The sequence below is a fragment of the Klebsiella sp. JB_Kp004 genome, assembly GCF_040065795.1.
Taxonomy (GTDB): domain Bacteria; phylum Pseudomonadota; class Gammaproteobacteria; order Enterobacterales; family Enterobacteriaceae; genus Klebsiella; species Klebsiella quasipneumoniae.
The window spans coordinates 214,505-226,515 of record NZ_JBEAKW010000005.1 but is presented as its reverse complement, the minus strand read 5'-3'; the positions used below and the strand labels follow the sequence as shown (position 1 = coordinate 226,515).

The window sequence follows — 12,011 nt, the reverse complement described above, 5'->3', positions numbered from 1 at the left end:
CAGCGGCTTGAGACATCGTCAGGTTGAGGGTCAGGAGATGCATTCTCATGCTGTAGACATTACTACAGCATGTCGCGTATGTGACGTTTTCCCACGCGCTGGCTTTGATAAAGTTCGGCAACGCATTTGCGAAAAGCGCAAAAAGACGGCCCGCGCAGCGGCAGACCAGGCGCTAAGCGCGGGGTGGCGATAAGGGGCGCAGCGGCAGGGTGAACAGCGCCAGCCCCACCGGCACCAGAGAGCCCCACAGCACCGCGTTCCAGCCGAAGGCGTTTAGCAGAACGCCGGACGAAAACGAACCCACGATCATCACGCCGAAGACCAGAAAATCGTTGAGCGACTGCACCTGGGTCTTCTCTTCCGGGCGGTGGAAATCGATGATTTTCGCCGAGGCGCCGGTGAAGCCAAAGTTCCAGCCGATGCCGAGCAAAATCAGCGACAGCCAGTAATGATATACCCCGACGCCACTGAGACCGACCGCCACCGACGCGCCGGTGATCAGCAATCCCGCCGCCGCCATGCGCACGGCGCCGAAGCGCTGGATCAACCGGCCGGTGACAAATCCCGGGCCGTACATCGCCATCACATGCCACTGGATCCCGAGGTTGGCGGCCTGCTGGGAAAGACCGTGCATATGCATGGAGAGCGGCGCGGCGGTCATCAGAAAATTCATCACCATATAGGCCACCGCCCCGCTGAACACCGTGGTGGCGAAGCCCGGCTGGCGGATAATCTCGCGCAGCGGCCGCCCTCCGCGCACGCTGGCCGCCGCGGGCTCTGCCGACGTCACGCCTGCCAGCAGAATGGCGGCGAGCGCCGCCACCAGCGCCTGAGCGAGAAAGGTGAAGGCGAAGGTATGGGTCGGCCAGAGGTGCATGGTGCCGGTGACCAGCATCGGGCCAATGATCCCGGCGGCCACGCCGCCGCCCATCACCAGCGACAGCGCGCGGGCGCGACGTTCCGGAGCGACGCCGTCGGTGGCGGCAAAGCGAAAACTGAGCGCCACCGCGGCATAGGCGCCGCCGAGCATCGCGGCGAAGCAAAACAGCAGAAAAGAGCCCAGCACCACCGCCAGAGCGGCCGCCAGACCGGTGACCACCCCGGCGCCGGTACCGGCCATAAACGCGGCTTTGCGGCCCCGCTTTCGCGCCAGCGCGCCGAAAGGCAAAATCGAGGCCGCCATCCCCAGCACAAACAGGGTGATCGGCAGCGTGGCCAGCGACGGGCTGGGGGCGAGGGTATTGCCGACGATAGCGCCGGTGGCGTAGAACACCACCGAGTTGGCGCCGGCCAGCGCCTGAGCGGCGGCCAGGCGGATGATATTTTTATTCTGCGCCGCCAGCGGCAGCATCTGTTCTGTAGACATCCGTTGTTTTCACCGGTGTGAGAGTGGCGCCAGGCTGGCCGTCTGGCATCGCGCCCTGTTTGTTGGGTTCCCTGACCGTTACCTTAGCCGCAAAATACGCTTTTGCACCATAGCGAATAGCAATATAACCCGGCGATCTGACTCCTCTTCTGCGCCAGATCGCCGGGCCGGGCTTCGCAGCCCGGTTTATTCAGGGGATCAGTCGCGCCTCGCCGCGGCGAATTTAGCCGCAATCATCGCGGCCGTCGGCTGGACGCCCCCCAGGCTCCACTGTTCCGGGTCATGTTCATCAATGCGGATCCATACCGACTGGCGGAACTGCGGATCGCCCTGCCCCTCAATCTCCACCAGCAGATCGGTCATCCGCCGCAGCAGCTCACTTTTCTGTTCCGCGGTCATGATCCCTTTAATGGTTTGCACGTTAACAAATGGCACGCTATGCTCCTTAGCATCTAAGTCTAAAATTCAAACTCAGAGTAGAAGGTCAATCTCGCGATGTCAAAAAATAAATCACTGCCCTACCTCGCTCCGGAGCTGTGCGGCCTGGCGGAAGGAGCCAAAATACTCGGCGACCGCTGGGTGCTGCTGATCCTCCGCGAGGCGTTTTACGGTGTGACGCGCTTTGAAACGATGCAGACGCATACCCATATCACCCGCCAGACGCTCACCACCCGGTTGAAAACGATGACCGAAATGGGATTGCTCCGCAAAGTCCCCTACCGGGAAGCGGGGGCTCGCGAGCGCTATGAATATGTTCTCACCGATAAAAGCCGTAGCCTGGCGCTGGTGCTGTTCGCCCTGATGGAATGGGGCCACCAGCAGGTGCTGCACAGCGCGCCGCATATTGCGCTGGTGGATAGCGTCAGCGGCGAGGCCGTCCATCCGGGGTTCGTCACCGCCAGCGGCAGCGTGGCGAATCCCGCCACGCTGCAGATCGTTAAAGCAGACGAATGCTGATAGCCCCGCGGCGCAGGCTGCGGCGCGGTTGCCCCGTTACAGAACTTTCGTAGACCTCTGGCGGAAGCCGCGACGAGCAGGTATGTTGCATTGCCACGTTACCCGAAGACAGCGGGACATTTTGCTTTCATCGAACGGTGCGATAAAGGATGACGCTCTCTGCCGGGTCCGATCCCGGCCATTATCCGTGGCGCACGCCATGACCGCCCTGGTCCGCCGCTGATCCGCGGATCGCTCATGCTAAAGGTAGAATATGTCGCTTCGTTCACTGCGGGCTTTATGTTTGACCAGCTTCTTTATCGCCGACGTTCGCGACGGCCTCGGGCCGTTTCTGGGGATCTTTCTCACCCAGCGTCACTGGCAGGCGGAGGACATCGGCCTGTTGATGACCATCGGCGGCGTTGCTGGCCTGCTGGCGACCCTGCCCGCCGGCTTCATCACCGACACCTCGCGGCATAAGCGCGTGCTGCTGGCCGTGGTCTGCCTGGTGATAACCCTGACCACTCTGCTGCTCTGGTTCAGTCAGAAGACCAGCGTGGTGGCCCTTTCGCAAGTCGCAAGCGGGATCTGCGCAGCCTTTGTCGGACCGTTAATCGCCGGGATCACCCTTGGGCTGACCCGACAGCGCGGCTTTAGCGCCCAGATGGGCAAAAACGAAGCCTTCAACCACGCGGGGAATTTCTTCACCGCGCTGATTGCCGGGGCCATCGCCTGGTACTGGGGCATCGGCGGTATTTTCATTCTGATGGCCGGTACCACCCTGTTCACCCTCATCGCCCTGCTGGCGATCCGCGGCAGCGATATCGACGATGACGCCGCCCGCGGCCTCGAGTCGGCCGTCCCGCCCTCTCTGCCTGGGTTTGCCATCCTGTTCCGCCATACGCCGCTGCTGATCGCCGGCGTGACCCTGATGCTGTTCCATCTCGCCAACGCCGCGCTGTTGCCGATGCTGAGCATGCGGATCGCCGCCGCGCCGGGACACCTCAATCCGGGGCTGTTTGCCGCCGCCACGGTAATTATTTCGCAGGTGGTGATGATCCCGGTGGCCATTCGGGTCGCCGGCAGCATCGACAAATATGGTTACTGGCGATGCATTCTGCTGGCGCTGCTGATCATGCCCATCCGCGCGGCGCTGGCGGCCTCCAGCGACGCCCCGGAGATGATGGTCCCGGTGCAAATTCTTGATGGTCTGGCGGCAGGGATTTTGGGGGTGGCGGTGCCCAGCTTTATCGTCTCTCTGCTGCGCGGCAGCGGGCACGTCAACGCCGGACAGAGCGTGGTGATGCTGATGCAGGGGGCCGGGGCGGCGATGAGTCCGGCGTTAACCGGCGCTATCGCCGGACGCTACTCCTTTGCCACCGCCTTCGGGGTGCTGAGCGTTATCGCGCTGGTCGCGCTGATGGTGTGGTGGCGTAGCGCCCCGCTGCTCGCCGCCTCCGCGTCGCCGCCGGTCGGCGAAAGCGGCCAGTAAAGAGAGGATATCGTCAGGCGGACAACAGCCCCCTGCTGTCCGCCAGACGTATAAGAGGCGTTAATTCACCCGCGAATGCAAGGTGATTTGCCGCAGGGCGTTGGCCATATCGAGCTGAATCAGCTCTTTAATGCCTTCGCGCTTAATAAACTGGCTGCGGTGTTTACTTTTCACCTCTTCAATACTTTTTTTGATCTCTTGCGCCGGCAGTTTATACCAGCCGCGAGCCTGTTTCTCACCGCCCATTTCCAGCCACAGCGATGAGTAACTGGCTTTCACCAGATCGCTTTTCACGTGGTAATCGGAATCGATCGCGTAGACCGTGGTGATGTTGAAATAGCCTAAGAAACCATACAGCACGCTCATGATGATATTTTTCGGCCGCGCGCCATGCAGCTCTTTGGTCAGCGCCTTCACCTCTTCATTGGTGATATCTTTCCCGCCCTGAATACCGCCGATATAGGCGCGGCCATCGTCGGTACAGGAAAAACAGACGCTATAGACGCGACGGTCGCCGAGAAACAGCTGCAGCATCAGTTCCCCCTCCTCCTGAAACGGCGACGCCAGCAGCTTAACGTCAAGCTTATCGCCATTTTTCAAAGGAATAGCAAACATCGCCCGGCCAAAATCCGCCACGGTATAGAGCTGCGGCAGCATATCCGGCTGAAATGTTTTCTCGATAAAATTCAGCGAACCGTGGGCAATATCCAGCTTGCGCCGTTTTGACATCCGTTTATTAAGATAGGCCTTAAAGGGTTTATCCTCGAAAGGCACCAGCCCCTGGGTTACGGCGGTCAACCGCGCGCACTGATATTTGGCGCAAAGTCCTTGATATTCTCTGTACTTACCTCCTGCGAGCGAGAGCTCTCTGCATTTTCGTAAAATTTTTTTATAGTTTATTTTGACCTGACCGATCACTTTATTATGTTTACGCCATTCTTTGATGGCGCCTGCAACAGTATGTCCCATTGATTAAGATCCATAGATTCATCCATAATCGCGGCCATATTAACATAAAAGATATTCGTCAACGCTTAATTACACCTTCGTTGTCCTTTCATTTAATATTGGGGCAGGAAATTGTTCTGCCGACGATAATTAAAATTAACGCCATCCTGTCAACGATTAATTATGGTAGGTGATGCCCGTCGCCCAGCGACTTAACGCTCTGTGCGTTCGGCGCGAAGCGCGGGTACATCCGCGGGCGGTTTTACCCTATACTTGACGCTGATCCAAAACCAGCAACGATAGGTAACTTATGGAAATTGATCTCGATAACCTGGTCTTCAGCGGCCTGGATGAAGCGGAAGAGCGCAACGCGGAGCGTCTGGAAGAAGCGGACAAAAAAGCCCAGGCGATCGTTGCCGATGACGATTGCGGCGACGCCTGCAAAATCTGATTATCAAACCGGCCCGCGGGCCGGTTTTTTTTGCCTCCCGCTCCCTCAGCTGGGTAAAAACCCTTTCAGCGTATCCAGCAGCGCCTGCGCCGCCTTCGACAGCGGCAGATGTCCGGCATAAATCGCCCCAACGCACTTTTCAATCGGCGGATCGCTAAGCGGAATGCACACCGCCCCCAGCGAGGCCATCTGCGTTTTACATAGCGCAGGCACCGCGCTGCCCCCCAGCCCGCTGGCCACCATTCTCCCCACCGTCACCAGCTGATGGCTCTCCAGGGCCACATCCAGCTGACGCCCGCTGCGCGCCAGCGCCTCCTCCAGCATCAGGCGCACCGCCGAAGGGCGCTGGAGGGTAATAAAGTCGAGGGTTAACAGCTCCTGCCAGGTGAGCTTTTTTTTCTTCGCCAGCGGCGATTGCCGGGGAACGATCGCCACGAAGCGGTCCACCGCCAGCGGGGTAAACAGCAGGTTGTGGCTGGGCGATGGCTCGAAAGCGATACCCATTTCCACCCGCCCCTCGCGCACCATCTCGATCACCTGCTCATTTATCACGTCATGCACCGTGACGTTCACCCCGGCATAGCGGTCGCGGAAGGCTTTCAGCGCCTCCGGCAGAACGTTGGCGGCGAACGACGGCATCGCGGCGACCGAGATTTTGCCCCGCTGCAGGGTAAAGCTCTGACGCATCGCCTCCTCGACGTTATCCCAGTCGGCCAGCAGCTGACGGGCCATCGGCAGAAAGAGTTCCCCCTCCTGGGTGAGGGTCACTTTGCGGGTGCTGCGCTGCAGCAGCGCGCCCCCCAGCGCCTCCTCCAACCCTTTGATGGTCAGGCTGAGAGCTGGCTGCGACAGATTCAGCCTTTCGCTGGCGTGGGCGAAATTGAGAGTGTGAGCTACCGCTAAAAACGCGCGTAACTGTTTGACACTCATTCTCATTTTTCATCCTGTTAACTAATTGAAAGAAATTAGTTAACAGGAAATTAATAAAATTTCCAAATGAGTGGGTCACAAATTCAAAATTATCAAATCAGTCGCCAGCGCCAATGATAAGGCTATCGCAAGGCAGGAGAGACAAGATGGCAGGACTGGATAAACGCGTCGCCAGCTACGAAGCGGCGCTGGAAGGGTTAACGGACGGCATGACGCTGCTCGCCGGCGGCTTCGGCCTGTGCGGTATACCCGAGAATTTGATCGCCGAAGTGAAGCGCCGCCAGGTGCAGGGGTTGACGGTGGTTTCCAACAACTGCGGCGTCGACGGCTTCGGTCTCGGCATGCTGCTGGAATCGCGCCAGGTCAGCAAAGTGGTGGCCTCTTACGTCGGGGAAAACGCGCTTTTTGAACAGCTGGTGCTGAGCGGCGAGCTGGCGGTAGAGCTCACCCCGCAGGGAACGCTGGCGGAAAAAATCCGCGCCGGCGGCGCCGGGATCCCCGGCTTTTACACCGCCACCGGCTATGGCACCCCGGTCGCCGAAGGCAAAGAGGTGCGCCAGTTCGACGGTAAAAATTACATTCTCGAACAGGCCATTCGCGGCGATTTCGCCCTCGTGAAGGGCTGGAAAGCTGACTGGTACGGCAACGTGGTTTACCGCCACACCGCGCAGAATTTCAACCCGCTGATGGCCACCGCCGGGCGCATTACGGTGGTGGAGGTGGAAGAGATCGTGCCGCCGGGCGAACTGCCGCCCTCCGCCATTCACACCCCGGGGATCTATGTCGACCGGCTGATCGTCGGGCAATTCGAAAAACGTATTGAACAGCGCACCCTGCGCGCCGGAGGGCACTGAGATGCTAACCCGTGAACAAATGGCGATGCGCGTCGCTCAGGAGCTGCGCGACGGCGACTACGTCAACCTCGGGATCGGTATCCCGACGCTGGTGGCCAACTATATCCCCGCCGGTATTGAAGTGATGCTCCAGTCGGAGAACGGCCTGCTGGGGATGGGCGAATTTCCCGATGAGGAAACCATCGACGCCGACATGATTAACGCCGGCAAACAGACCGTCACCGCGCAAACCGGGGCGGCGATCTTCGATTCCGCCCAGTCGTTCGCCATGATCCGCGGCGGCCACGTCGATCTTACGGTTCTTGGCGCCTTTGAGGTCGACGTCGCGGGGAATATCGCCTCATGGATGATCCCCGGGAAAATGGTTAAGGGGATGGGCGGCGCCATGGACCTGGTGGCCGGCGCGCAGAACATCATCGTGGTGATGACCCACGCCTCAAAGAACGGCGAATCCAAACTGCTGCCGCAGTGCACCCTGCCGCTCACCGGCGTGGGCTGCATTCGCCGGGTGCTCACCGACCTGGCCCTGCTGGACATTGTCGACGGGGCGTTTGTCCTGCGCGAAGTGGCTCCGGGGGTCAGCCCCGACGAGGTGATGCGTAAAACGGCGGGACGGCTGATCGTCGCCGACGACGTGCGCGAAATGCGCTTCAGCTAAGGAGAGACCATGACCGATATTGCCATTGTTGCTGCAGTACGCACCCCGGTCGGCAGCTTTCGCGGCGCCTTCGCCCCGCTTTCCGCCGTCGACCTCGGCGCGACGGTGGTGCGCAGCCTGCTTGAACGCTGCCAGCTGCCCGCCGCGGCGGTCGATGAACTGATTTTCGGCCAGGTGCTCACCGCCGGCTGCGGGCAGAACCCGGCGCGCCAGACCGCGCTGCAGGCCGGCCTGCCGGTGGACACCCCGGCGGTCACCGTCAATCTGGTGTGCGGCTCCGGGTTGAAAGCGGTTCAGCAGGCGGTGCAGGCGATCCGCTGCGGCGACGCCGGGATCGTTATCGCCGGCGGCCAGGAGAGCATGAGCAATGCTCCCTATCTGATGCACGGCGCCCGCGACGGCCTGCGTTTCGGCCACGCCAGCCTGCAGGACAGCATGATCCAGGACGGCCTGTGGGACGCCTTTAACGACTACCACATGGGCATTACCGCCGAGAACCTCGCCGATGCCTTCGACATCAGCCGCGAGCGCCAGGACGCCTTCGCCGCCAGCTCCCAGCGCAAAGCGGCGGCCGCTATCGCCGCCGGACGCTTTCGCGAGGAGATCGTCCCGGTCAGCGTCCCGCAGGGCAAAAAGCCGCCGCGTGTCGTGACCGACGATGAGCAACCGCGCCCGGAGACCAGCGAGCAGCAGCTGGCCCAGCTGCGCCCGGCGTTTCGCCCGGCTGACGGCAGCGTCACCGCCGGGAATGCCTCATCCCTGAACGACGGCGCTGCGGCGGTCCTGCTGATGAGCGTCGATAAAGCCCGCGAGCTTGGGCTGCCGGTGCTGGCGCGCATCGTCAGCGCGGCGGTCGCCGGGGTCGACCCGTCGGTGATGGGCATCGGCCCGGTGAGCGCCTGCCGCCAGGCGCTGCAGCATGCCGGCTGGACGCTGGACGAGGTGGATCTTATCGAAGCCAACGAGGCCTTTGCCGTCCAGGCGCTGGCCGTCGGGCAGCTGCTCGAATGGGACAGCGAGAAGGTCAATGTCAACGGCGGCGCCATCGCCCTCGGCCATCCCATCGGCGCCTCCGGCTGCCGGATCCTCGTCAGCCTGGTGCATGAGATGCAGCGCCGGGGCGCCAGCAAAGGGCTGGCCACCCTGTGCGTCGGCGGCGGCCAGGGCATCGCCATGACCCTTCAACGTTAACAGGAGCCACTATGTTTACACCACGTCTGGCGGTACTCGGCGCGGGACTGATGGGCGTCGGCATCGCCTGCCATTTCGCCCGTCACGGTCACGCCGTGCGCCTGTATGACACCGATCCGCAACGTCTTGCCGAGGTGCCCACGGTGGCCGGGGCGATCCTGCGCGAGCTGGAGGCGAGCGGTCAGCAGGATCCCGCCGACCGCGACGCCGTACTGAGCCGTTTAACCCCCACTCCGGCGCTGCAGGCGCTGGCCGACGCCACGCTGCTGATTGAAGCGATCCCCGAACGGCTGGCGCTGAAGCACGCCCTGTATGCCGAACTGGAAACGCTGATCGCCGACGAGGCGATTATCGCCAGCAACACCAGCGGCCTGCCGCCGGATCGGCTGGCGCAGGGCATGCGCCTTCCGGAACGGCTGCTGATCGCTCATTTCTGGCATCCGCCGCACCTGATCCCGCTGGTGGAAGTGGTGCCCGGGAGCGCCACGCTGCCCCATCTGGCGCGCCAGGTAAGCGACTTTTGCGCCGCCTGCGCGCTGGAAGCGGTGGTGCTCAATCGCGCCGCGCCGGGCTTTGTCGGCAACCGGCTGCAGTTCGCCCTGCTGCGCGAAGCGCTGCATATCGTCCACAGCGGCATTGCCTCTGCCGAGGTAGTGGACCAGGTGATGCGCGCCTCGCTGGGCCGCCGCTATGCGATGGTCGGCCCGCTGGAGGCAGCGGACATGACCGGGCTGGCGACGGTCCAGGATATCTGCCAGCACCTGCTGCCGGAGCTGGCCAGCGGGAGCGAGATGATGGCGCTGGTGGCGGAAAAGGTGGCGCGAGGCGACACCGGCGCCCGCAGTGGACAAGGCTTTTACCGCTGGGACGAGGCGCGGCGCCAGCGCATCCAGTCGCGCCGGGAACATCAGCTTCGCTACGCCCTGAAGCCCTAGTATCGCGTTCTGTACCCCTACAATAACAATGAGAGTGAGACGTCGTGATGAGTGTGATAATAGCCCTGGCCGCGCTGGCGTTACTGATGCTGGCAGCCTACCGTGGATACAGCGTGATCCTCTTTGCGCCGATCGCCGCCCTCGGCGCGGTGCTGCTCACCGACCCGGGCGCGGTCGGCCCGGCCTTTACCGGCCTGTTTATGGAAAAAATGGTCGGCTTTGTAAAGCTCTATTTCCCGGTGTTTCTGCTGGGCGCGGTGTTCGGCAAGCTGATTGAGCTGTCGGGATTCTCACGGTCGATTGTCGCCGCCGCCATCCGCATCCTCGGCCGCCGCCACGCGATCCCGGTGATCGTGCTGGTGTGCGCCCTGCTGACCTACGGCGGGGTGTCGCTGTTTGTGGTGGCCTTTGCCGTCTACCCTTTCGCCGCCGAGCTGTTTCGCCAGAGCGGGATCCCCAAACGGCTGATCCCCGCCACCGTCGCCCTCGGCGCGTTCTCGTTTACCATGGACGCCCTGCCCGGCACGCCGCAGATCCAGAATATTATTCCCACCAGCTTCTTCGGCACCAACGCCTGGGCAGCCCCGTGGCTGGGGCTTATCGGCTCGCTGTTAATTATCCTCTTCGGTTTGCTGTGGCTGGAGCGCCAGCGCCGCAAAGCGCAGGCCAGCGGCGAAGGCTATGGGACCAATCTGCAAAATGAGCCGGAGACCCCGGATGACATCGACCTGCCGCATCCGCTGATCGCAATCGCCCCGCTGCTGCTGGTGGGGGTGCTGAATCTGCTGTTTACCCACTGGATCCCGCAATGGTACGGCGCCAGCCATGAGCTCACCCTGCCGGGTCTGGCGAAGCCTGTCGTCACCGAGGTGGGGAAAATCACCGCCATCTGGGCGGTACAGGCGGCGCTGCTCTCCGGCATTGTGCTGGTGCTGGTCTGCGGCTATCGCAATATTCGCGGCCGGCTGGCGGAGGGGAGCCGGACGGCGGTGGGCGGGGCGATTCTCGCGGCGATGAACACCGCCTCTGAGTATGGCTTCGGCGCGGTTATCGCCGCCCTGCCGGGTTTCCTGGTGCTGTCGAAAGCCCTCGCGGCCATTCCCAATCCGCTGTTAAACGAGGCGATCAGCGTCACGGTGCTGGCCGGGATCACCGGCTCGGCCTCCGGGGGAATGAGCATCGCCCTGGCGGCGATGTCCGAAACCTTTGTCGCCGCCGCCCACGCCGCCAATATTCCGCTGGAGGTCCTGCACCGCGTCGCCGCCATGGCCAGCGGCGGCATGGACACCCTGCCGCATAACGGGGCGGTGATCACCCTGCTGGCGATCACCGGCCTGAGCCATCGCCAGGCCTACGGCGGCATTTTCGCCATCACGGTGATCAAAAGCCTCGCGGTGCTGTTTGTCATTGCCACGTTCTATGTGACCGGCATTGTCTGATACCAGATTGAAGGAGTAATAAAATGAATTTAGACGGTAAAACGGCGCTGGTCACCGGCTCCACCAGCGGCATCGGCTTAGGGATCGCCAAAGTGCTGGCGCAGGCAGGCGCCCAGCTGGTGCTCAATGGCTTCGGCGACAGCAGCCACGCCCGCGCTGAAGTCGCCGCGCTGGGCAAGATCCCCGGCTATCACGACGCCGACCTGCGCGACGTCGGGCAGATCGAGGCGATGATGCGCTATGCCGAAAGCACCTTCGGCGGCGTCGATATTGTGATCAATAACGCCGGTATCCAGCACGTCGCCCCGGTGGAGCAGTTCCCGGTGGACAAATGGAACGACATCATCGCGATCAATCTCTCCAGCGTCTTCCACACCACCCGCCTGGCGCTGCCAGGCATGCGCCAGCGCGACTGGGGGCGCATCATCAACATTGCCTCAGTGCATGGCCTGGTGGCGTCGAAAGAGAAATCGGCCTATGTCGCCGCCAAGCACGCGGTGGTCGGCCTGACCAAAACCGTGGCCCTGGAAACCGCGCGCAGCGGCATCACCTGCAACGCCATCTGCCCCGGCTGGGTGCTGACCCCGCTGGTGCAGCAGCAGATCGATAAGCGCATCGCCGAAGGGGTCGATCCGCAGCAGGCCAGCGCGCAGCTGCTGGCGGAAAAACAGCCCTCCGGGGAGTTTGTCACCCCGCAGCAGCTGGGCGAAATGGCGCTGTTTCTGTGCAGTGACGCCGCCGCCCAGGTGCGCGGCGCGGCGTGGAACATGGACGGCGGCTGGGTGGCGCAGTAGACCGCAGGCGTCGCGAC

13 protein-coding genes are annotated in these 12,011 nt (G+C 62.4%); 9 read left to right on the top strand and 4 right to left on the bottom strand.

All coding sequences use genetic code 11. From position 1 onward, the window contains the following. Window positions 1-172: 172 nt before the first annotated feature. Both ABLX76_RS07205 and ABLX76_RS07200 read right to left on the bottom strand, forming a co-directional pair. The gene (locus ABLX76_RS07205) at window positions 173-1,366 is read right to left on the bottom strand and encodes an MFS transporter (protein WP_226650512.1); all 1,194 of its coding nucleotides are present in this window, start codon (window positions 1,364-1,366) and stop codon (window positions 173-175) included. 198 nt (window positions 1,367-1,564) lie between these two features. Then, window positions 1,565-1,801, bottom strand: coding sequence for a tautomerase family protein (locus ABLX76_RS07200; RefSeq protein ID WP_004202976.1), 237 nt, complete (start codon window positions 1,799-1,801; stop codon window positions 1,565-1,567). Between the two features lie 60 nt (window positions 1,802-1,861). Here ABLX76_RS07200 and ABLX76_RS07195 point away from each other — a divergent pair, with 60 nt between their 5' ends. Both ABLX76_RS07195 and ABLX76_RS07190 read left to right on the top strand, forming a co-directional pair. Then, complete coding sequence (locus ABLX76_RS07195; protein ID WP_348874321.1) at window positions 1,862-2,323, top strand: helix-turn-helix domain-containing protein; 462 nt, start codon at window positions 1,862-1,864, stop codon at window positions 2,321-2,323. A gap of 253 nt (window positions 2,324-2,576) precedes the next feature. After that, window positions 2,577-3,794, top strand: a complete 1,218-nt coding sequence (locus tag ABLX76_RS07190; RefSeq protein WP_087775485.1) for an MFS transporter — start codon at window positions 2,577-2,579, stop codon at window positions 3,792-3,794. A 60-nt stretch (window positions 3,795-3,854) separates the two neighbouring features. On the opposite strand, the gene ABLX76_RS07185 is transcribed toward ABLX76_RS07190, so the two are convergent. Beyond that, complete coding sequence (locus ABLX76_RS07185) at window positions 3,855-4,763, bottom strand: DUF535 family protein (protein ID WP_087775488.1); 909 nt, start codon at window positions 4,761-4,763, stop codon at window positions 3,855-3,857. A 289-nt stretch (window positions 4,764-5,052) separates the two neighbouring features. Here ABLX76_RS07185 and ABLX76_RS07180 point away from each other — a divergent pair, with 289 nt between their 5' ends. Further along, window positions 5,053-5,193 carry a hypothetical protein gene (locus ABLX76_RS07180; protein ID WP_002908189.1) on the top strand — a complete coding sequence of 47 codons (141 nt, stop codon included), beginning with the start codon at window positions 5,053-5,055 and terminating at the stop codon, window positions 5,191-5,193. Between the two features lie 45 nt (window positions 5,194-5,238). Here ABLX76_RS07180 and ABLX76_RS07175 read toward each other — a convergent pair whose 3' ends face one another. After that, complete coding sequence (locus ABLX76_RS07175) at window positions 5,239-6,129, bottom strand: LysR family transcriptional regulator (protein WP_023290006.1); 891 nt, start codon at window positions 6,127-6,129, stop codon at window positions 5,239-5,241. 140 nt (window positions 6,130-6,269) lie between these two features. Between ABLX76_RS07175 and ABLX76_RS07170 the strand changes: the two genes are divergently transcribed. The 6 genes from ABLX76_RS07170 to ABLX76_RS07145 are packed head-to-tail and all read left to right on the top strand — an operon-like array spanning window position 6,270 to window position 11,994. Further along, complete coding sequence (locus ABLX76_RS07170; protein WP_023290007.1) at window positions 6,270-6,977, top strand: CoA transferase subunit A; 708 nt, start codon at window positions 6,270-6,272, stop codon at window positions 6,975-6,977. Window position 6,978: 1 nt separating this feature from the next. Beyond that, window positions 6,979-7,635 (top strand): CoA transferase subunit B, encoded by a 657-nt coding sequence (locus tag ABLX76_RS07165; RefSeq protein ID WP_021312467.1) that lies wholly within the window; start codon window positions 6,979-6,981, stop codon window positions 7,633-7,635. Window positions 7,636-7,644: 9 nt separating this feature from the next. Beyond that, on the top strand, window positions 7,645-8,826 hold the full coding sequence (locus tag ABLX76_RS07160) for an acetyl-CoA C-acetyltransferase (RefSeq protein ID WP_348874318.1): 1,182 nt from the start codon (window positions 7,645-7,647) through the stop codon (window positions 8,824-8,826). An 11-nt stretch (window positions 8,827-8,837) separates the two neighbouring features. After that, a complete protein-coding gene (locus ABLX76_RS07155; protein WP_348874316.1) occupies window positions 8,838-9,761 on the top strand; it encodes a 3-hydroxyacyl-CoA dehydrogenase family protein in 924 nt (307 codons plus the stop codon). Between the two features lie 44 nt (window positions 9,762-9,805). Beyond that, a complete protein-coding gene (locus tag ABLX76_RS07150; RefSeq protein WP_348874314.1) occupies window positions 9,806-11,200 on the top strand; it encodes a GntP family permease in 1,395 nt (464 codons plus the stop codon). A 23-nt stretch (window positions 11,201-11,223) separates the two neighbouring features. Continuing rightward, window positions 11,224-11,994: a 3-hydroxybutyrate dehydrogenase gene (locus ABLX76_RS07145; RefSeq protein WP_023290011.1), complete on the top strand. Its 771-nt coding sequence runs from the start codon at window positions 11,224-11,226 to the stop codon at window positions 11,992-11,994. Window positions 11,995-12,011: the final 17 nt, after the last annotated feature.